Origin of the sequence: Aquimarina aggregata (assembly GCF_001632745.1) — a bacterium.
GTDB lineage: Bacteria > Bacteroidota > Bacteroidia > Flavobacteriales > Flavobacteriaceae > Aquimarina > Aquimarina aggregata.
In genome coordinates, this window is sequence record NZ_LQRT01000002.1 from 802,289 (window position 1) to 824,219 (window position 21,931).

Here is a 21,931-nt window from a genome sequence, read left to right on the forward strand (position 1 = left end):
CGTAACCAAATAGCGCATCATGAAGAAAATATTTAAAATAACTGGGATTATATTTATATCATCACTATTATTTTATTGTTCTGATAGTGACAATAGCACAAACCCCGATCCAGACCCAGACCCAGATGGTGGTGGTGAACCTGTAGAAGCAGTTACCACATTAATAAACACATTAAATGTTCCTTGGGAACTTATTTGGGGACCTGACGATTTTTTATGGGTAACAGAACGAAATGGAAAGATTAGTCGTATCGATCCCGATTCTGGAAAACAAACCGAAGTAATGGAAATTACAAGTGTCGCTCAAGTACAGGAAAGTGGTTTATTAGGAATGGTACATCATCCGGATTTTAATACTAATCCGTTTGTTTATGTAGTATATACATATGATAACGGCACAAGCGGTTTGCTAGAAAGATTAGTTCGATATCGATTTGAAAACAATGCGCTTTCTAACGAAACGACATTGTTGGATAATATTCCTGCAAATTCTATTCATAATGGTTCTCGCCTACTTATTACGCCAGATGAACATTTAATCATGACCACTGGAGATGCCGGTAGTGCGAACTCTTCTCAAGACATGAGCTCCTTGGCAGGTAAGATCCTTAGATTAAACTTAGATGGTAGTATCCCAAATGATAATCCAACGCCAGGTAGTTATGTCTACAGTTATGGCCATAGAAATGCTCAGGGCCTAGTCCTTCATCCTAATGGTAGTTTGTATATATCCGAACACGGACCCAGCTCTGATGACGAAATAAACCGAATTGAAGCTGGTAAAAATTATGGTTGGCCTGATATTCGTGGAGTAATCGATACTCCCAATGAAGAAGCTTTTGCTAATACTACCACAACCGTTGAATCAATATATAACTGGACACCTACAATTGCACCGTCGGATTTGATATATTATACTAGTGATCGTATTCCTGAATGGAAAAATAAATTGGTCATGACTGTATTAAAGGAACAACAAGTTATTGCACTTACATTAAATGCCGATGGTACCGAGGTTATAAACGAAGAAACCTTTTTTGATCGTAAATACGGGCGTCTTAGAGATATCGCTATTTCTCCTTCTGGACGCGTTTTTATTGCCACAAACGGTACTTCTTATCAAGATAACAGCAATACACATAGCATTATAGAGATCAATAAAATTGAGTAAGAATTAGTTTTAATAAAACATTAAAGCTTGTTTATGAATATAACTTTATATAGCTCTGAGTTAAAACTTGGAGCTATTATTTTTATACACATTTGATAATAAAATCTATTAAAAAAAATACTGAAACTACATAAACTTCATACAAAATCTATATTCGGAATTCTTAAAAAATGATACCTTTATGGAAACTAGTTATGGAAATAATAGAGATTAAAAAATTTGACGAATTATTAGAGGCCTTTGAAAGTCAAAAAGCAGGGCAAAACTTTGTTTACAGGGGCGTTTCGAATACATCATACGAGCTTATTACTTCATTGGGGCGTTGTGAATCTGCTATGGGTAAACCTATAGAGCGTTTAGAAGCTCGACTAATAAAATTGTTCAAAGAATCTTCTATCCCTTATCTTGAACATAAGCCTAATAATGAGTTAGAATGGCTAGCTGTGGCACAGCACTATGGATTACCCACTCGCCTACTAGATTGGACATATAACCCACTAGTATCTACTTATTTTGCTGTAGAATCTACTCCTATTAACGATGCTGCTATTTATATACTATCTGGGTGTTCAACCATCCAAATACCTGATAAAACAAATCCTTATAAGTTAGATAAAGTATTTAAATACAGACCTCCTTATATTTCTGCCAGAATTCAAAATCAAGCAGGATTGTTTACTGTTCATAACACTCCTGATACTCCTTTTGAGCATGATAAACTTAAAAAAGTCGTCATCCCTAAACAACTAAAATCTACTATTAAAAAGACATTATTTAAATATGGAATTAATCAGCGATTAATTTATCCAGGCCTAGATGGTGTTGCTAGAGACCTGAAATGGTTGGAAACTAAAATGTTTTAATTTCATCGAGAAATCCATGTCGTTTAGAGAAAAGCCTAGTAATAGACAACTTAATTAACGATATTACCTATTTATTTTCCATTAATACAAACATGATTATTAAAGTATTACAAAAAAACAGGGTTGTAACACATACTATATTTTGGATATTTTATCTTTTTATTTGGGTATTAATGGATGTCATATACGGTCTTCCGTTTAAAAGAGCATTGTTTAATTATCTTGGATGTGGTTTAGAAATTCCCTTCTACTACATACATATGTATTACCTATGGCCTAAATATATTACTACAAAACGCTATTTGTATTACTTTGCTTTTTTCCTTCCACTTGTATTACTTAATGCCTATCTAGTGCGCCTTTTAAACTACCATGTAGTTTTTCCTGTTTTTCTTGAGATTACAGATCTTCCTGAGAATTTCATGTCTTTTCCAAGGGTATTAAGTTTAGCAAGAAGTATATTGTTATGGTTTGGACCACCTACTGCAATTAAAATTTTAAGAGATTATTATCAAGATAAGGTGAATTTAGAACGAATAAAGAAAGAACAAAAAATTAGTGAGTTAAATTTCTTAAAGTCACAGATGAACCCTCATTTTCTTTTTAACACACTTAATAATCTATATTCACTAGCATTAAAGGGATCTAAAAAAACACCAGAAGCGCTACTGCAGCTTTCTAATTTATTATCTTATATGTTATATGATGGTACAGAAGATAAAATTTCTTTAGAAAAAGAAATCCATCATCTTAATGATTATATCGAATTAGAAAAACTACGTTTTGGAAACCGTCTTGATCTTACTTTGGAAATGATAGGTGATTTTAATACAGTTATGATACCACCAATGATTATTATTCCACTTGCAGAAAATGCTTTTAAACATTGTTCTCTTAATGAAAGAGGAAATATCAATATAAAAATAAGAATACAAGTAGATAAAGACAAAATCTACATCAGTACTATAAACCCTGTAGGCAATACTATTAAGTCAGATAACAAACATGGTATTGGTGTTAAAAACTTGTCTAAAAGATTAGAAATTATCTATCCCCAAAAGCATATCTTTAAATTAGAAGAAAGAGAAAAAAAGTTTTATACTGATCTAACCATCGAGTTAAATGAATAAGATAAAGTGTATTATTGTTGATGATGAGCCATTGGCACAGGATGTGATCTCTGATTATATTGAACGATTAGACTTTTTGGCAGAAGTTGGGAGGTTTGATGATGCTTTATCTGCAATCAAATTTCTTAATAATGAATCAGTCGACCTGATATTTCTTGATATACAAATGCCTATGCTGGATGGTATCAATTTTTTAAAAGCACTCTCTCATCCTCCCACTGTCATCTTTACTACTGCACACAGGCATTATGCAGTTGATGGATTTGAGTTAAATGCTGTAGATTATCTTGTTAAACCCATTCCTTTCTACAGGTTTGTACAGGCAATAGAAAAGATAAAAGAAAGAACAAATACTACGACACAAATAATAGAAGATACAAATGCTGCTTTTTTTAAAGTTGAAAACAAAAAAATCAAAGTACATTACATAGATATTCTGTTTATAGAAAGTTTAAAAGACTATATAAAAGTAGTTTTAAAAGATAGATCCTTTGTAACCTATCAAACACTTTCAGGAGTATTAGCCTTATTACCAGATACTCATTTTGTCCAAATACATAAATCGTTCGTTATCAATTATCAATATGTAAACGCAATAGAAGGTAATATGTTAACTATTGAAGAACATTCTATACCGATCGGACGTAGCTATCGAGAAAATGCTATGAAAAAAATATATCTAACTGGAAAAAAAGGTTGGAGGTAATATGCAAATACCCTTATTTAGTCTTTAGCACCGCTCCTAATTCAATTCCTTTTTGTTTTGCAAATTCTTGGATAGTGTTTAGTCCTAAATCCTGTCTTCTCTTGTTTACAGTCTCTGGATTTTTAATTGGAAAAAAGGTAGCTTTACCATCTAGACCATATTCAAACTGACTTCCGTATAGTTGGGGCTTATCAGAATTGATTAACATTCTATCTATTAGTCTTGCATAATGTTTGGGTTGTGATTCTTTTAGAAGTACTGATTCTTTTAATAATGGCGCATATTTCTCTTTTGAAGCTACCGAGCCGTGTTGCAAGACTCCCCATATCGTAGTATTGGCTAGTCTACCTACTTGAGATATTCCTAACCAACCATATTTTTCGATGATGGCGACAACTTCTTTTTCTAAAACTTTATCTTGTTTTTCCACCACTTCCCAAAAATATTCAATTTCATCAGATTCTTGTCCATACCTTTTCTCAACATCTTTATACATCCTTCTAAAAATCTGATCCTTCATAAATAATGTTTCCAGTTTCATTTTTAAAGAATCTAATTTAATTTGGGGTATATCTTGGGCTTTAGTTTGGAAGGACGCGATGAATATTCCAATGATGATTAAGTAAATTATTCTTTTCATAGTACTGTTTCTACTCGTTTTTGATTGTTAATTATTAGATTTTAAACAGAATTAATAAAATCTGGGGAGCGTTTCAATTGTTATTTTTCTCATTACATCTAAGCTATTTTAGCTAGTGTTAATCTGCATACCTGCTACTATTCTTATCTTGCCATAACAGGTTAATGATTTGCCATTGCCCATTTGTTTTAGTTAAATGCAGATACTCTACCCAATTATCTGAAAAAAGTTTAACGGTAGCTATATGATCGTATATATCAAGTATTTTAATATTATTACTCGGTTTAGGCGGAAATTTAGTGCCCGATTGGTTCCAGGATTCTGCAAATGATACCATTTGATCATAACTCGTTTCGCGTATGATCTGCTTTTTATTATCCCGATCATACCCTATTGTTCTTTTAGCCAATTCTTTATGAAACACTCGTTTCATGAGTTCTGGTTTAAGTTTCTGCAAAGCAATTAGATACCCTAATGACATTTCTTTAATTGCGAGAGTATCCTCAACGCTAGCGGGACTTGCAACAGATATTTTTCTTATGTTTGGGTATTTGAACTTCTTTATTAATTTATTGTTTTCATCATATTGCAAGCGCATTGTATGATATCCAAATTCATCAAACTCTTGTTTTGCAACCGCATATCCCCAAGGATTTAGTGTTAATTCACCTTTTTTATTATGATAAGAATAAGTGATATGATTACCATTATTGTCATAAGTATCTCGGTATGATGCAACTCCAACTGAGTTTTCTCGTATTTCTAACTTTTCATTGAGATTATAATTGATTTTTGGAGAGCCATCTTTACGATATACAATACCAGTGATTCCAAATTCAAAATACGGAGAAATATCAACCAGTTTATCTTTTAAATTATAACGGTGCTCAATTACCATATTTTTAGTTTTCGTCCATTTATATTTAGTAATGTTCCAATTAGACTCCATAGGTTTATCTTCTAAATCATAAAAATCCAGGGCATATATAAATTTCTTTTTATCAAACTTATATACTTCTTTATACACCGCTCTATCGTTTGTCATTCGATTTCCGTTGATATCTAGAAAAATGCGAGTAACATCATGATCTGTATAATTAAAAACGATTTTGTGAGCTCCTATAGTCGCTAAAGGATGGTGTCTCTTGCCATGATAATTATAATTTACAATCTCTACTAATTTATTTGAATTAGCATACTTAAAGACATAGTGTGATGTTTTAGAAGCTGTTTCCTTGCTTATCTCATGAATACCTTTTAATGGAACATGAGGCGATACATGATTATATCTTAAATGTCTAAAATATTTTGTAATTGTTTCTTTTTGATTATTAGATTGCGAAAAATGCGATAACGGTGATAAAAGAAATACAAAACATATAGTAATATCGACGATGCGTTTCATATAGGTATACTTTTTTTGACTTATAATTTGATTAATAAAGATGATCTAACCAGTGTATTACATTTAATAGTAGTTGATAATTTTCGGTAGCTTTATCAGAGTTCATTCCTACTTTAATTCTATTTCTTCCTGCAATTTGAGCCGTAAACATAGCTGCTTCTCCAAATACAGCTACTCTACCTTTCCCATGTTTTAAAATAGCTCCCTGAGACAAGTTGGTAGCCGGAAATTTTGGTGTTTTACTATTAAATCTCCACATTGTATCAGTCATGAACACCTTATATTCTCTTTTCAAATTTAAAATAGAAGATGCCTTTTTAGGAATCTTGAATGCTTGACCCGTAAATGTTCTTATATGCCTAACAGTCTCCATATTGTTACGACCATTGGTTATACTATTTTTATTTAGCATCATGTTTTCTAAAGAAAAATCTAAAATTCCGTTATCATCTTTGTCTAATACAAAACCATCATAAAACTCAAAACCAAAAATATGAGCAAGATTGGCAGAAGCACCAGCAAATGGCATATGGTCGGCTATAAGAAATAAAGAACCTCCTTTATAAACCCACTCTTCTATATTCTCAATTTCATTCTTAGAAAAAGCAGTTTTTGTAGGTGTGACAAATGGAGGTCTACTATTTGGCGCCAATGCATTAGAAATAACAAGTATTCTTACTTCTTTTAGCTTTCGCTTTTCAAACTTCCCATTAAAACCAACTACTCGATAACCATCTTCGGTTAAAACTTTAGAAAAAGGAGAAAAACGATTATTTTTGGTATGAAAATTATGATGCCCCTCATCTATATACAATAAAGGGCCAGAGTTATCTTGGTATGCTTTAGATAAGATCTTTGGATTATAAAGAGTATCGGTTATTTGTTGAGAAAATACAGTAGTGACAAACAATAAACTTATAAAAAACAGAAAATTTGAGTTCATAATTTAATAGATAATCAACAGATTCATTAGAGCATCTAAAGTATCATAATCTAGTATCCCAAATAAATATTTTTGCTCAACAACTTCAACTATACTACATAAACAATATTTCACTCGACATATAGTAAAAACCTGATATCATGCCTTTTATCGAGTATATCATGTTAGTGATAGAAATACCCCTACTTACCACTAGATACAAAAAAAACTTGCATATATTATGGTTTTTCCGTAATTTAGGATTCCCAATATAAAATTGACTACTTATGCAAAAAACTACTCTTGAGCGAAAATTCAACGCTCGAAAACTAGACCTGAAGTATAATGATATCTGGAACAGAGGTATCCATCTATTTACAATAGACGATAAAAACCGTGATTTTCAATATAGTATCTTTTATATAGATCTGTTATTTGCAGAGGTCATTTACAATAAACTTACTGGAGATATTATCACTATTAATAGTTTTAGTGATAAGGCAAAAATGATTTATTATATGACAGAAGATTTTAACTAGAATACTATTTACTGCGATATATAATATTAAGTATAAGTCCGGTGATAACAAGTAGAGTACCTATCAAACTCATTATTGGATAAACATCTGAAAACCAAAATACCCCTGCTATCATAGTAAATATAACCTCTATATACTTTAGAGAAACTATTTTATTGGTAGCTTGGGATTGAAATGCTTTTGTCATAAATAATTGGCCAAAGTATCCAAAAATACCTAAGCTAAGCAGTATAACCCACTCTATCCCTATTGGTGTTTTCCAATTAAATATTGATAGTATACCTCCTACAATTACAGAAATCCACATAAAATAGTTGACGATCACTACTGGATGGTCTTTTTGTCCTATTTTGTTTATCAAAACATACACTACACCACTAAATAAAGCAGAAAATAGAATTAGAAGTAATCCATATGAATTAATATTAGGGTCAAAGCCTTTAATCATTAAAACTCCCCCGAACGCCATTAAAAAAAATAACCACTGAATAGGTTTCACTTTTTCTCTAAGAAAAAAAACAGCTAGAATTGTAGCAAAAATTGGAGAAATATATCGTAACGAAACTGCAGAACCTATTGGTAAGTAATTTACAGACATAAAAAACAAACACATAGAGGTAACCCCTGCCAGTCCTCTATAGATTAATAACTTCTTCTGATTCCCGAAAATTGAAATTTTATGGTATCTTAAATAACTCATTGTAAAAAACAAAGAACCAATTGCTCTAAAAAACACTAATTCTCCTCCTCCAAAATGAGATAAATACTTTACCAGTAAATTCATTACCGTAAAACATACGGCGCTTAAGAGCATAAAGTATATCGCCTTTTTCATAAAGGCTCCAAAGATAAGCGTTTCATCAAAAATTAACGCTTTAAAACTGACTTCCTATGTATTTTTTATATTTTTCTTAATTATCAATGTATTAATCTATCATAATTGATTTTTTACCTTAATTTCTTAATCATCTTCAACGAAATGGTATCATATCAAAATAATATATTATAGATTTTATCAATATAAATAAAAACTACAAGTAAGTTTATTTAAGTAATTAAAAATAAGATATTTATGTTTTTGAAAAATGACAAGTAGAATGTTTTTTTTATTCCTATTCTATAAGTATTTAGTTCATAAAACTTAAATCTAGTAAACGGTGCTCTTTGGCATGATAATAGTTCTATTATAAATTATTTTAGTACATTAGTTATTTAATCCCCAATCACACCTATGAAAAAGCTGTTTGCCCTACTACTGCTTTTTTTATCGCAATTTATATATTCGCAGGCATATTCGATACTCGATGCAGCGAACAAAACTCCTGTTTCATATGCCACTATTTCTTTTGGTAACGGAAGCGGAACCTTTGCGGATGCCGATGGCCGTTTTAAGTATTATAAAAAATGGTATCCGAAAGTAGATTCTCTTTACGTTTCTGCATTAGGGTATAAAGAGATCACTATTTCCACAAATGCGATCCCCAAGACTATACTTTTAGAGCAAAATATCGCAGAATTAAAGGAAGTATATATTACCGCCGAAAAGAAAAGAAAATACAAAACCAAGAGACTAGCCTCTACTGTACATAATGATTATTTTAGATGTTGGCTTCCTACTGTAGAATCAGAAATAGCAGTCTTTTTTCCTAAAGAATCAGAAAAATCCACTAGCATATCTTCTGTCTTTCTACCTGTTAAAGTAGAAAGTTCGAATAAGCATTCTGGAAAAGAACAGCCATTCTCTACGCTATTTAAAATGCAATTCTACGCCAATGAAAAAGGGTTTCCTGGTAAAAGGCTGGCTTATGAAGATATCATATTCAAAATAACCGAAAAAGATAAATCTAATTTTGAACTGAACGTTTCAGAATATAAAGTGTACATCCCAAAAGAAGGGATCTTTATTTCTGTACAAGTTTTAGGATACGCAGACAAAAATGGTAAACTTCAACAAACAAGAAAATATCACGAAGTAGAAACTAGAAAAGGTCTTGTAAAAGTTTCAACTACATTTAGACCTTTATTACCATTCACAAATAAATTTGATCACTATCATACTTTTACACGCAGAATTTTTTACAAAAATCGCACCTGGCAACGTTTTGACAGAAAATATAGCACAAACAACAACCTTATTAAAAGCAATAATACAAATTACGGAATGGGTCTAAAATTAAGGCTATATGAAGATAAATAAATTGTTTTGCAAGATCTTATTCTAAAAATGACCTTCTTTTTTTATTGAATTGTACTGCTGCCTCATGTTTTGTTTCATGAATTGTTCTGTTTTCTGCATAATCCACAGCATCGGATATTGTTAAATAATAATAAGAAACTCCCAATCTATCAGTAAACCCTGATCTTTTAAGAAAATCTCTTACAGGACCGATCGTACCAACCATTAACAACTGAACTCCTAACCCCTGCGTATACTGATAAATATCTTCTAAAACATGTAAACCTGTGCTATCTATATCATGCATGTTCGTATTATCTAAAATCAAAAATTTTGGTACAGGCTTTCGTTTTGTAATGTATTCTTGAATGGTATCTTTAAAAAAACTTGCATTTCCAAAATATAATTGATTATCAAAACGGATAATTAAATATTCGGTAGATTGAAGTGCATCTGGAAACCTATTAATATTTCTATAATAGGTAGTTCCGGGAATATTTACTAATTCTGCTATATGTGGTCGCGAACTATAGTACTGCAGAAATACAAATGATAGAATAACCCCTATAAATATACCATTTTCAACACCAAAGATTAAGGTCCCAAAAAAGGTAATGATCATAACGATAAAATCACGCCTTCTAAGTTCAAACAAATGTTTAGCTTCACTAAAATTTATCAATCCAAAAACAGAGACAAGTATGATTGCAGCCAATACAGCTTTAGGAATATAATAAAAAAATGATGTTAGAAACAGTAAAGAAAGTAATACTAATACTGCAGCAATAATAGAAGACACAGTAGTCTTGGCACCTGCTTCATCATTAATAGCTGTTCTACTATAACTTCCTGATGAGGGTACTGCCTGAAAAAAGGCACCGATCACTTTTGCTATTCCTAATGCAAATAATTCTTGATTTGGTCTAACCACATGATCTCTATTTTTCATTTCCATAGATTTGGCAATACCAATACTACCAACATAACCAATAAAAGTAACTGTTAATACTGCTGGAATAAGTGACATCATAGTAGCATACTCCATTTCGGGTATATTGAAAGATGGTAGACCACTAGGAACATCTTTAATTATGGATACTCCATTTTCATTTAGCTTAAAAAAATAAGTCAGTAAAGTAGAGATTACCAAAACGGTAAGTGCTCCGGGAAAAGAGCGTTTCCATTTTTTTAAAGCTACAATAATTATAATGGAAGATACGCAGATCAATATCGTAATCCAGTTTACTTCTGATAAATGACGTAAACTATACCAAACTGTTTGATGTGTATACTTAAAATTAGGAATCCCAATTCCTAGGCTTTCCTCTAGCTGCGAGACAATAATTATAATTGCTGCTGCAGATATAAAGCCTGAAATCACGGGTTGAGAGATTAAGTTTACAAGAAACCCCATCCTCAAAATACTCATTATAATTTGTAGTACTCCAATCAAAAAACTTGCAAACAACGCTAATTCTACAAACTTAGCACTAAAAGGTTCTGCAAGTTGACTCACACTACTCATTACCAAAATTGCTGTGATAGCCACTGGACCTATACTTAGCTGCATAGAGGACCCAAAAAAAGCATATAAAACTAACGGTACCAAACAAGCATAAAGACCGTAAATAGGTGGCACTCCCATTAGTAAAGCATAAGCTATGGCTTGTGGAATTAGAATCACCCCAACTGTAAGGCCCGCAACAACATCTGACGAAAAAGTAGATTTAGTATACTTCTTATCAGAAAAAAATTGAAAAAACGGAATTATTTTATGTAGTGCTTTAACGTTATCAATAGTTTGATTAATACTGTAAATCTACAACAGTTGATAATTTATCCCAAAAGAATTTCATATTCATAGAATCCTTTCTTGCTTTTATCTATTTTTGATCAGAAATCCACATTTTTAGCAATAATCTAATGAATGAAATACTACTCCTTCTTCTTTTAGCTATCATAGGTTTTATAGCTGGTGTTATTAATACTATCGCTGGTGGTGGCTCTCTCTTAACATTACCCATGCTAATCTTTATGGGGTTACCTCCTGCTGTGGCAAACGGAACAAACCGTATTGGGATTTTTATTCAATGTATTACCTCTATTGCAGGTTTCAAAAGTAAAGGTATAAAACCTACATCTTTTGGTGTTTACTTAGGAATATCTGCCTTAATTGGATCTATAATTGGAGCGCAAATCGCTGTTGATATTAAAGGAGATACATTTAATAAGATTTTAGCCATAGTAATGGTATTTATCGTTTTTTTTATGGTGTTCAAGCCTAAAGTAAAACTTAATGATGTAATAGAAAGAATACAAGGCAAACACCTTTGGATATCTATAGTAGCTTTTTTCTTTATAGGAATTTATGGTGGTTTTATCCAAGCTGGAGTAGGTATTTTTATTTTATTAGCCCTAACCTCGATAAACTACCTAAGTCTTGTTAAATCTAACGCTGTTAAAGTACTAGTAGTTTTTATTTACACCATAGCAGCACTGGCCATTTTTGCATATAACCAACAGATTAACTATCTATACGGTATTGTCCTTGCACTAGGTAACGCTACAGGAGGATGGATCGCAAGTAGATGGGCTGTAAAAAAAGGTGATGGGCTTGTAAAAGTTTTTTTAGTTATTATGGTTGTCGCTATGGCGATCAAGCTATGGTTGGATAATTAAATTTTGTATACGAAAATGCAGATTTATAGATAGAGTTCTTTTTGGGTACCCAGTATTATTCTTATCTTATACCAATCATACAACCACAAAATCGTCTAAAAATGAAACGTAATGTTTTGATTATCATTTTGATTTGCTCTTTTTTTATAAGTTGCAAGTCTCAAAAAAATGAAGAAAAAGAAGTTGTCGAAGAGACAGTATCTGATCCCCTACCTGAAAAAGTTATTGAAAAAAAGAAAAGTGATATTACCATTATCCCAATACAACATGCTACATTAATTTTAGAATGGAAAGGAAAAACCATTTATATTGATCCTACTGGTGGGGCTAAAGCTTTTGCAGGCAAAAAGACGGCAGATTTAGTTTTGATTACAGATATACATGGTGATCATATGAATATTGACACTCTAGATAGTCTAGATCTAGCAAAATCTCAAATTATAGTTCCGCAGGCCGTAGCAGAAAAACTACCCGCTAACTACACAGAGCAACTTGTTATTATCAACAATGGGGAAATCAAAGAGATAGAAGGCATTACCATAGAGGCTATACCAATGTATAATCTACGTGAAGAAGCTTTAAAATTTCACAAAAAGGGTCGCGGAAATGGGTATGTAATTACTTTAGGAAAGGAACGCTTATATTTTTCCGGAGATACGGAAGATATTCCTGAAATGCGAAAATTACAGTATATAGATAAAGCTTTTGTCTGTATGAACCTACCGTATACAATGACTGTAGAAAGAGCTGCTGATGCAGTATTAGCTTTTAAACCAAAACAAGTATATCCATACCACTATCGTGGTACCAACGGATTTAGTAGCGTTTCAAAATTTAAAGAAATCGTTTCGAAAAATGCTGATATCGAAGTAGTACAGCTAGATTGGTACCCCAAGCGTTAAAATAAAAATATAAAAAAGCCTAGTATTAACTAGGCTTTTTTATATATGAAGTAGTATACCTATTATATTAAATCTTCTTAACTCGAACAGCATTCATTCCTTTCTGTCCCTTTTCTAACTCAAAACTAACTCTATCATTTTCTTTTACTTCTTGAGTTAATCCATTTACATGCACAAAGTAACGCTCTTGAGTTTCTTCATCATTAATAAACCCATACCCTTTAGAGTCGTTAAAAAAAGCTACTTTACCTTTACGCACTGGGTCAAATTCTACTTTCTCTCTTTTTGGAACGCCGATTTCAATATTTTCAGCTTTCACCTTTTTTCTTGGGTCTGGTGGAGTATCTGTTAAATAACCATTTTCATCCACATAAGCAATCATACTATCTAACCCATTACCTTTGTTAGAATTAGCAAGGCGTTCAGCCTTCTTTTTTTGCTTTTCTTCGCGTTTTTTTAATTTCTTTTTTTCTTTTTCAATTTTACTAAATGTCTGTTGTGATTTTGCCATTCGCTATCTTTACTAGTTTATTTACTTATTCATAACTTTTGCATGTTAATACAAAAGCCGTCATTGAAATACTAAACGAATAATCAGAAAATCTAAATATCTTAGATTTACCTCAAAATCTACCTAGTCACTACAATAACTGGTAACAGTTTTCTTTCTTTAAAATCTACTGAAATCTCTACAAAGGTAAGTTTTCATTTTTAATTTAAGAAAACTCTTTCGTTAATTAACCATTTTTCCCCAAATTTAGAAATAAACTTCTAATTTCGCTTTGGTAACACTTGACCTTAAAACATCTTCAATGAATAGTAATATCCAAGAGAATGAACATGAACATTTCTTACTATACAAGCCTTATGGATACTTAAGTCAATTTGTAAACAATGGTCAAAAACAAAGTTCTAAAAAACTTTTAGGCGAGTTATACAAATTTCCAGAAGGCACAATGTCAATTGGTAGATTAGATGAAAAATCTGAAGGTTTATTATTACTCACAACCGATGGGAAATTAAGCAACCGCATTAATAGTGGCGCTATAGAAAAAGAATACTATGCGCAAGTAGACGGAGAAATAACTCCTGAAGCAATTATAGAAATGGCTAATGGTGTTAAAATAGGTTTTGATGGTAAAAAATACAATACCAAAACATGCAAGGTTGTTAAACTTGATACGGTTCCAAAATTCCCCGAAAGATCAAAAAAAATAAGAGATGATCGTCATGGACCTACGAGTTGGGTTTCTATTACATTAAAAGAAGGCAAATTTAGACAGGTTCGTAAAATGACATCAGCTGTTGGGTTTCCTACATTAAGACTTGTTCGCGTTCGAGTTGGAAACATAAAATTAGATACATTGAACGTAGGAGAAGTTAAACAAGTAGATCCTACATCAATCAAATATTTCTATAATTTGAGCTCTAATAGTATTTAACTCTGATCTTTTTATCTGTTTATTAATTGTTATAGATAAGTTTATTTTGGAAAACGATCTTGTAAAAAATGACAAGTTAACATCTGCCCCACTACTTACTAATAAATTTCGCGTTGATTTATTTTCATGACCTAAATCGACATCTTCTATAATAGCATCGGCAACAAATACAGCTTTAGGATCATATAAAGATATCGGAAAACCATGCTGCTGTATTAATGTTTCAAAACTTTGATCTACTCTAGGAAGAACATCTTTTAGCTTTGTTTCAAAGGGTTTACTAGCTTCTTTAAAGTAATCTTCTATATAATTAGGGTGATCTTCTAAATCAGGAGGCATAGCAACACTAACAGTCATGCCTGAAGAAAAATACATTTTAAAATATTTTGAGCTGATGCCAGCTCCTGCTTCACCACTCATTTTTATTATTATTCGTTTAATAATCGTTGAAACTCTTCTAAATATTGTCCAATATGGAACCCATCCATTAATCCATGATTTACATAAATTGCTATAGGTAAACTTAATGTATCACCTGTTTTGGTATATTTTCCAAAAGAGATTTTTGGAACGCTATCTTTATATTTAAAATGTCTAGCATGGGTTAAACCTGTAAATGTATACCAAGGTATCGAGGAATAGTGTATACTATCAACACGTTTCGCATTAGCAGTATGACGAATACCTGTGCTGTTTTTTACAGCTTCGATTTCTTCTTGACCATTCTTAATAAAGCGTTCAAAATCTTCATTAAATTCGATAAAAGAAAATCCAAAGGTATGATCATCCCTTCCTATCGTTGCAGAAGCATGCACAGTATCATATATAAATACTTCATCACCATCAATACGATACTTAAAAGCTTCTATAGCATTAACTGCCTGAAGCGACTTATGCAAATAATACAAAAAATACGGATAGCCATGATCTTTTATCTTTTGATATCCTTTTGTAAAATCTACCGTAGTATTAATTCCAAAAAAAGGCTCATCAAAATTGCCAAAGAACTCGAAATGTTCTTTGCGGTTCCAGGTATTAAGATCTAGTTTTGTTTTCATTATAAATAGTCAAGTAGTTGACTTGCTTTTGTAAAACTCTTAAAATTAGGATGTCTCACCTCTTCTTCTACCATTTCATGCACCCAAGTAGTATGAAATGGAATGTGAAATGCATGTGCCCCAATATTCAAAACAGGTAAAACATCAGATTTTAATGAATTACCGACCATTAAAAACTCTTCTACATTAATATCTAAATGCTTGACTAGCTTACTATATTGTTTTTCGGTCTTATCGGAAACAATTTCGATATGATGAAAATATTTTTCTAATCCTGAGTTTATTAGTTTTCGTTCTTGATCTAACAAATCCCCTTTAGTAGCCATCACCAATCTGTATTTCTTAGAAAGTACATCTAATGTAACATCTATTCCATCTATCAATTCTATAGGTTCCTGAAGCATTTGTTTACCTTTTTCGATAAGCTTCTGTATTAAGTCTACAGTAGTACTACCATTAGAAATGGTAATAGCCGCTTCTATCAATGATAATGTAAAAGGTTTAATGCCATAACCATACAAAGGAAGATTTTTCATTTCAACATCAAAAAGAAGTTTATTAGCTTCCTCTTTAGGCATAAAATCTTCTAAAAGTTCGCAAAATTCTTCTTCTGCTTTTCTAAAAAAAGTTTCATTTACCCAAAGTGTGTCATCTGCGTCAAAGGCTATGACTTTAATTTTACTTAATGGCATATATTACGATTGCTAAGTAATTTATATAAAAGGGTGTCGTAGCACAATAAATTACTATACTATGTACAAACCATTCTAATCAAAATTACTACCTAACTAGTTTCTTATATTTGATACGTTTTGGCATTAAATCACCACCTAAACGTTTCTTTTTATTTTCTTCATAATCAGAAAAACTCCCCTCAAAGAAATATACTTGAGAATCCCCTTCAAACGCCAGAATATGTGTACAAATCCTGTCTAAAAACCAACGATCGTGAGAAATTACTACAGCACATCCCGCAAAGTTCTCTAAACCTTCTTCCAAAGCCCTTAACGTATTAACATCTAAATCATTAGTTGGCTCATCTAAAAGTAATACATTACCTTCTTCTTTTAAGGTCATAGCTAAATGTAAACGGTTACGTTCACCACCAGAAAGCATAGAAACTTTTTTATTCTGCTCACTACCGCTAAAATTAAAACGACTTAGATATGCTCTGGAATTAACTTGTTTTCCACCCATCATGACCAACTCTTGTTCGTCACTAAAGTTTTGCCAAATAGTTTTTTCAGTATCAATATTACTATGACTTTGATCTACGTATGCAATTTTTGCAGTATCACCAACATTAAAACTTCCTTTATCCGGTTTTTCTTCACCCATAATCATTTTAAATATTGTTGTTTTACCAGCTCCATTTGGACCGATTATTCCAACAATACCTGCCTGCGGAAGATTAAAGTTTAAATCTTCATATAACAGCTTATCTCCAAAAGCTTTACTAACACCTGTGGCTTCGATAACATTAGTACCTAACCTAGGTCCATTTGGAATATAAATCTCAAGCTTTTCATCTACCTGTTTTTGATCTTGACTAAGTAATTTATCATAATTACTTAAACGTGCTTTTTGTTTAGCCTGACGTCCTTTTGGTGCCATACGAACCCACTCTAGCTCTCTTTCTAATGTTTTTTGACGTTTAGAAGCTTGCTTTTGTTCCTGAGCCAGTTTTTTAGCCTTTTGATCTAACCATGACGAATAATTTCCTTTCCAAGGTATACCTTCTCCTCGATCTAATTCTAGTATCCAACCTGCAACGTTATCTAAAAAGTAACGATCGTGAGTAACGGCAATAACAGTACCTTTATATTGTTGCAAATGATGTTCTAACCAGTGCACAGATTCTGCATCAAGGTGGTTGGTTGGCTCATCTAATAACAATACATCTGGTTCTTTTAGTAAAAGACGACAAAGTGCTACTCTTCTTTTTTCTCCCCCAGAGAGCACACTTATTTTTTTATCAGAATCAGGAGTACGTAAGGCATCCATTGCTATTTCTAGTTTGGTGTCTAGTTCCCAAGCATTACTTGCATCAATCTGATCTTGTAAGTTTGCCTGCTTATCCATAAGCTCCTGCATTTTATCAGGATTCTCGTATACCTCTGGCAAACCAAACATATCGTTGATTTTATTATATTCATCCAGTACTGCTACCGTTTCTGCAACACCCTCTTTAACAACCTCTAACACTGTTTTATCTGGGTCTAATTGAGGCTCTTGTTCTAAAAGCCCTACGGTATAACCTGGTGCAAATACAACATCTCCTTGATAGTTTTTATCAATTCCTGCTATAATTTTTAATAACGTAGATTTACCAGAACCATTAAGTCCAAGGATCCCTATTTTTGCTCCATAAAAAAAACTTAAATAGATATTCTTAAGTACTGGAGTATTTGCAGTTTTAAAAGTTTTGCTAACTCCTGACATTGAGAAGATAACCTTTTTATCATCTGACATAAGCCCTTATTTTTTTGTTATATTATAAAAATGATGTGAAACTTAGAAGAATTATACTCTTCCTTTTAAAGCATTAAAAACCCAAGCATTTGCGAAAAAACCTAATCCAACAGCTGCAAAACCCCAACCAGATACATCGCGGTATCTAAACGCTCCTAATCCGATAAGCAAGAGGCCTACCAATATCATTATAAAAGTTGCCCAAGCTAATACTGTGTTTTTATTCATTCCCATAAATTATTTTTTAGTTTAGTGTGGTTAGTTTTAAAATTAGGGGTAATTAAATGCAAATATCGTTATTTTATCATCAAAATATTATTTTTTATAAGGTTGTTAAGATTCGATTCTTGTTTACCTTCTGTATTACAATGATTTAAAATTAACTTTTAATAAAAAAAATAAGGATATTCTATTAAGAATATCCTTATTTGATCGTAAATAGTTATCTAATGTGAAATAGATTAATTTCCTACTCGAGACTCAATCACTGTTTCAATAGCATCGGGTATATTTTCTAAAAGGTCATATCCTGTTAGCGCTTCAATATCATCTACAGATGTTCTAAAATTTCTCCAATTACTAGAAATCCCTTGATCATTTGGCATATTAACAGCTATTACTCGTGTAGCGTTTGTAACTCTACTAATATCATTTGAACCATTTGGTAAAATTAAAGCTACTTTCCAAAAAGAATCTGGTACATTAATTCTACCATTTCTAGTAGTTGTTCTAAAACCTCTTGTTCCAGTTCCCCCAGTTCCTGCAACACCTGCTATAATATGAACCTCATTTCCTCTTCTTACCAAAGACCTTAAATACCTTTCAAGATCAACCCAAGGACCTGTATTATTATCTCTGGCTTGAGGTGCCATGTTTGTCATAAAAAATGTATTCTCATTTTCTTGAGCTGTAACAGTTCTATCTGCTGATGGGCATAAATGACCTCTTTGAAACCCCGAACCACGATAATCATTTTCTGTAGGACTAAAGAATGAAGACGGTAATGATGTATCTTGCTGAAAACAATTACATCTACCTCTATTTCCGATCCATGCACTATTTAAATGCCAGCTGACCCAATTAGGAGTTCCTTTACTGCTATTATATGATAAAGTATATTCTGGTCTTATTACAAAATAATTATTTGCATCTGTATTTGCATTTGAAGGATTACCAAAAGTAAGGTTGCTATTTCTACCATTACCTCCATTATCTCCACCACCATCTCCGCCGTCGCCACCATCGCCACCATCGCCACCATCACCACCTCCATCGGTAGTATCAGTAACTATTTCTATATTATCTATATTTATGCGGTTACGCCCACCAGAACTTTTATAAACACCATATCGAACGCTTCTTGTTTCATTTACTTCAAATGATACTGTATTTAATATTGTAGAGTTTACGTTTACTGTTTCTCCCACAAAAGACCAATTCTCACCGTTATCATAAGAAGCTACTAATCTCCAAGAAGAATTACCATCGCTACCATATTTTGCATGTCTAATTCTTACTGTTTTTGCACCATTATCCATATTAAAAGACATGATCACATATCCGTTGTTTCGTAACCGAGCTGCTTTTCTACCAAATTTTCTATCTCGTGATGATGTACCTATTTTAGCACTGCTAAAACGCCAAGTACCAGAAGTCAAATCTATGTCTCGTGTAGCATATGTAAATTTTGTTCCCGATTCATAACCTTCGGTAAATCCAGAGCTTACTTTAGGAGAAAAATTATATTCATGTGGGCCTTGATTATCATAATAATTAGTTTCTGCCTCGATAACTTCTGAGTTTAATTCTAGTGGAACGAACTCTACAGGTGCATCGACTGGCTCATAAGTTTCACAACTTATAATAAACAGTGTTGTAATTAGGAAAATGAGTTTAAAATTAATTTTAAAAAATCTCATGATTGAATTGTTAAATTAATAATTGAGTTTGTGTTTATGAAAACCTTAAAAGTATTTCAATCCGCATAATTAATATTTCAAAGATTAGTATTCGATATGTAAACTTTAATTATTGGTGCACCAAATAAAACCGAATTTCTATGAACAAAAAATAATACCATTAATGAAAATACCCGTAACCCAATGATTATCATATAAAATTACAATCATATAGTATTACGGGGTTTATTAAAAAAATACTACTTTATACAAATCGAATCTAAGGAGTATATTCTAGTATTCGTAATATGAATAGCGTATTCGTTTAGTTAAAAGATCTATTTGCTAATCTTGCTTCTAAAACAGCTTCGATATCATTAGGTATGTTTTCAAATAAATCATAACCTGTTAGACTTTCAATAGCATCCACTGTGGTCGTGTATTGTCTCCAGTCACTACTTACATTCTGATCATTTGGTACGTTTATAGCAATTATTCTAGTCGAAGTAGTTACTCTATTAATATCATTTGATCCATTTCGCAATACTAGGGCAACTTTCCAAAAAGAATCAGGAACATTTATCCTACCATTACTTAAAGTTGTTCTAAACCCATTACTTCCCGTACCACCAGTCCCAGAAACACCAGATATGATATGAATTTCGTTACCGTTATTAACCAAAGTTCTTAAGTATCGTTCTAATCCAACCCATGGTCTCGTATTATTTCTTGGGGCTTGCGGAGCCATATTTGTCATAAAGAAAGTGTTTTCATTTTCTTGAGCAGTAACCGTTCTATCTGCAGACGGACAGATATGACCTCTATGAAAACCAGAACCTCTATACTCATTTTCTGTTATTCTATTAAAAGAGCTGGGTAAAGACCTATCTTGTTGAAAACAGTTACAGCGGCCTCTATTTCCTAACCAATCAGAATTTAAATGCCAACTCACCCAGTTTGGAGTTCCGTTATTGTTATTATAAGAAAGTGTGAACTCTGGTTTTGACAAGAAATAGTTGTTCGCCGAAGAGTTTGCATTTGAAGGATTTCCAAAGGCTATATTACTATTTCTACCACTACCTCCATTATTACCACCATCACCATCACCGCCACCTGTACCTTCTGTAACAATTTCTAAGTTATCAATATTAATTCTGTTACTTCCACCAGAGGTTTTGGAAATTCCATAACGTACACTACGAGTTTCATTTACCTCAAAAGAAACTGTATTTAATGTAGTTGACGCAGTATTAACCGTTGTGCCTACAAAAGACCATGAAGCTCCATTGTCATAAGACGCTATTAATCTCCAAGACGAATTACCATCATTACCATATTTTGCATGACGAACTCGAACTGTTCTCGCCCCATTATCCATATTAAAAGACATAACAACATAACCTGTATTTCTCATTCTAACAGATTTTCTACCAAATTTCCTATCTCTAGAAAGTGTTCCGATCAAAGCATCACTAAAAGTCCAATTTCCAGAAGAAGAAAGTGTTACATTTCCTGTGGCATATCTTGGTTTAGAGCCTGATTCATACCCTTCTGTAAAACCAGAAGATCTTTTACCTGAAAAATTGTGTTCATGAGGGCCTTGATTATCATAAAAATTGGTAGCTGCATCTAATTCTCCATTAATTGTTAATGGCATAGATACTATAGGTTCATAAACATCATCATCATTAGTATTACATGATGTAATTAGAAGTGTTGTAGCAATAAAAAGAATAATAAAATTGACATTTAATAGTCTCATAGTTGAATTTTTAGGTTATTGATTTGTGTAAGATTAAAATCAAAATAACCCCAAATGCCTCGTAACAATGTTAATCACTTGCCAAAAAAATGTTACTAAATAATTAATAACCAAACAATTAAATAACCATAAAATAAAATTACGGAAACATTAGTTTCACGACACT

Annotated in this window: 22 protein-coding genes; 9 read left to right on the forward strand and 13 right to left on the reverse strand. The window is 32.2% G+C overall.

The features are described 5' to 3' along the window. Positions 1-19 precede the first annotated feature (19 nt). The 4 genes from AWE51_RS05275 (at position 20) to AWE51_RS05290 (ending at position 3,870) form a co-directional block, all read left to right on the forward strand. Positions 20-1,171: a PQQ-dependent sugar dehydrogenase gene (locus AWE51_RS05275; protein ID WP_066310461.1), complete on the forward strand. Its 1,152-nt coding sequence runs from the start codon at positions 20-22 to the stop codon at positions 1,169-1,171. 170 nt (positions 1,172-1,341) lie between these two features. Then, positions 1,342-2,034: an FRG domain-containing protein gene (locus AWE51_RS05280; protein ID WP_082832318.1), complete on the forward strand. Its 693-nt coding sequence runs from the start codon at positions 1,342-1,344 to the stop codon at positions 2,032-2,034. A gap of 173 nt (positions 2,035-2,207) precedes the next feature. Further along, the gene (locus AWE51_RS05285) at positions 2,208-3,164 is read left to right on the forward strand and encodes a sensor histidine kinase (RefSeq protein WP_157766021.1); all 957 of its coding nucleotides are present in this window, start codon (positions 2,208-2,210) and stop codon (positions 3,162-3,164) included. Further along, positions 3,157-3,870, forward strand: a complete 714-nt coding sequence (locus tag AWE51_RS05290) for a LytR/AlgR family response regulator transcription factor (RefSeq protein ID WP_066310465.1) — start codon at positions 3,157-3,159, stop codon at positions 3,868-3,870. Before AWE51_RS05285 ends, AWE51_RS05290 begins: the two co-directional genes overlap by 8 nt. Positions 3,871-3,883: 13 nt before the next feature. On the opposite strand, the gene AWE51_RS05295 is transcribed toward AWE51_RS05290, so the two are convergent. From AWE51_RS05295 to AWE51_RS05305, 3 genes are all read right to left on the reverse strand, one after another. Further along, positions 3,884-4,510 (reverse strand): DUF6624 domain-containing protein, encoded by a 627-nt coding sequence (locus AWE51_RS05295; protein WP_066310467.1) that lies wholly within the window; start codon positions 4,508-4,510, stop codon positions 3,884-3,886. Between the two features lie 118 nt (positions 4,511-4,628). Further along, positions 4,629-5,915, reverse strand: coding sequence for a nuclear transport factor 2 family protein (locus tag AWE51_RS26070; RefSeq protein WP_082832319.1), 1,287 nt, complete (start codon positions 5,913-5,915; stop codon positions 4,629-4,631). A 31-nt stretch (positions 5,916-5,946) separates the two neighbouring features. After that, positions 5,947-6,858 carry a hypothetical protein gene (locus AWE51_RS05305; RefSeq protein WP_066310468.1) on the reverse strand — a complete coding sequence of 304 codons (912 nt, stop codon included), beginning with the start codon at positions 6,856-6,858 and terminating at the stop codon, positions 5,947-5,949. A gap of 266 nt (positions 6,859-7,124) precedes the next feature. Between AWE51_RS05305 and AWE51_RS05310 the strand changes: the two genes are divergently transcribed. Then, positions 7,125-7,376, forward strand: a complete 252-nt coding sequence (locus tag AWE51_RS05310; RefSeq protein ID WP_066310470.1) for a hypothetical protein — start codon at positions 7,125-7,127, stop codon at positions 7,374-7,376. Between the two features lie 4 nt (positions 7,377-7,380). On the opposite strand, the gene AWE51_RS05315 is transcribed toward AWE51_RS05310, so the two are convergent. Beyond that, positions 7,381-8,211: a DMT family transporter gene (locus AWE51_RS05315; protein WP_232517343.1), complete on the reverse strand. Its 831-nt coding sequence runs from the start codon at positions 8,209-8,211 to the stop codon at positions 7,381-7,383. A 396-nt stretch (positions 8,212-8,607) separates the two neighbouring features. Between AWE51_RS05315 and AWE51_RS05320 the strand changes: the two genes are divergently transcribed. Further along, a complete protein-coding gene (locus AWE51_RS05320) occupies positions 8,608-9,573 on the forward strand; it encodes a peptidase associated/transthyretin-like domain-containing protein (protein WP_066310475.1) in 966 nt (321 codons plus the stop codon). A gap of 16 nt (positions 9,574-9,589) precedes the next feature. On the opposite strand, the gene AWE51_RS05325 is transcribed toward AWE51_RS05320, so the two are convergent. Next, positions 9,590-11,350 carry a SulP family inorganic anion transporter gene (locus AWE51_RS05325; protein ID WP_394332230.1) on the reverse strand — a complete coding sequence of 587 codons (1,761 nt, stop codon included), beginning with the start codon at positions 11,348-11,350 and terminating at the stop codon, positions 9,590-9,592. A 125-nt stretch (positions 11,351-11,475) separates the two neighbouring features. Between AWE51_RS05325 and AWE51_RS05330 the strand changes: the two genes are divergently transcribed. Together AWE51_RS05330 and AWE51_RS05335 are read left to right on the forward strand one after the other, a co-directional pair. Continuing rightward, positions 11,476-12,231 carry a sulfite exporter TauE/SafE family protein gene (locus AWE51_RS05330; RefSeq protein ID WP_066310479.1) on the forward strand — a complete coding sequence of 252 codons (756 nt, stop codon included), beginning with the start codon at positions 11,476-11,478 and terminating at the stop codon, positions 12,229-12,231. Between the two features lie 101 nt (positions 12,232-12,332). Then, positions 12,333-13,133 (forward strand): MBL fold metallo-hydrolase, encoded by an 801-nt coding sequence (locus AWE51_RS05335; RefSeq protein ID WP_066310481.1) that lies wholly within the window; start codon positions 12,333-12,335, stop codon positions 13,131-13,133. 67 nt (positions 13,134-13,200) lie between these two features. On the opposite strand, the gene AWE51_RS05340 is transcribed toward AWE51_RS05335, so the two are convergent. After that, a complete protein-coding gene (locus AWE51_RS05340) occupies positions 13,201-13,644 on the reverse strand; it encodes a cold-shock protein (RefSeq protein WP_066310485.1) in 444 nt (147 codons plus the stop codon). A gap of 301 nt (positions 13,645-13,945) precedes the next feature. Between AWE51_RS05340 and AWE51_RS05345 the strand changes: the two genes are divergently transcribed. Further along, complete coding sequence (locus AWE51_RS05345) at positions 13,946-14,575, forward strand: pseudouridine synthase (RefSeq protein ID WP_066310490.1); 630 nt, start codon at positions 13,946-13,948, stop codon at positions 14,573-14,575. On the opposite strand, the gene AWE51_RS05350 is transcribed toward AWE51_RS05345, so the two are convergent. The 7 genes from AWE51_RS05350 to AWE51_RS05380 form a co-directional block, all read right to left on the reverse strand. Further along, positions 14,534-14,995: a hypothetical protein gene (locus AWE51_RS05350; RefSeq protein WP_066310492.1), complete on the reverse strand. Its 462-nt coding sequence runs from the start codon at positions 14,993-14,995 to the stop codon at positions 14,534-14,536. The genes AWE51_RS05345 and AWE51_RS05350 overlap by 42 nt on opposite strands. A gap of 8 nt (positions 14,996-15,003) precedes the next feature. Further along, complete coding sequence (locus tag AWE51_RS05355; RefSeq protein WP_066310495.1) at positions 15,004-15,633, reverse strand: chloramphenicol acetyltransferase; 630 nt, start codon at positions 15,631-15,633, stop codon at positions 15,004-15,006. Continuing rightward, complete coding sequence (locus tag AWE51_RS05360) at positions 15,633-16,325, reverse strand: HAD family hydrolase (RefSeq protein ID WP_066310497.1); 693 nt, start codon at positions 16,323-16,325, stop codon at positions 15,633-15,635. The genes AWE51_RS05355 and AWE51_RS05360 overlap by 1 nt, the downstream gene beginning before the upstream one ends. A gap of 88 nt (positions 16,326-16,413) precedes the next feature. Then, positions 16,414-18,105 carry an energy-dependent translational throttle protein EttA gene (gene ettA, locus AWE51_RS05365; RefSeq protein ID WP_066310503.1) on the reverse strand — a complete coding sequence of 564 codons (1,692 nt, stop codon included), beginning with the start codon at positions 18,103-18,105 and terminating at the stop codon, positions 16,414-16,416. A gap of 51 nt (positions 18,106-18,156) precedes the next feature. After that, positions 18,157-18,339 carry a CAL67264 family membrane protein gene (locus tag AWE51_RS05370; RefSeq protein ID WP_066310506.1) on the reverse strand — a complete coding sequence of 61 codons (183 nt, stop codon included), beginning with the start codon at positions 18,337-18,339 and terminating at the stop codon, positions 18,157-18,159. A 227-nt stretch (positions 18,340-18,566) separates the two neighbouring features. Continuing rightward, entirely contained in the window at positions 18,567-20,024 is a 1,458-nt protein-coding gene (locus AWE51_RS05375) for a DNA/RNA non-specific endonuclease (protein ID WP_066310509.1), read from the reverse strand. Between the two features lie 304 nt (positions 20,025-20,328). Further along, positions 20,329-21,765 carry a DNA/RNA non-specific endonuclease gene (locus AWE51_RS05380; protein WP_066310511.1) on the reverse strand — a complete coding sequence of 479 codons (1,437 nt, stop codon included), beginning with the start codon at positions 21,763-21,765 and terminating at the stop codon, positions 20,329-20,331. Positions 21,766-21,931 lie beyond the last annotated feature (166 nt).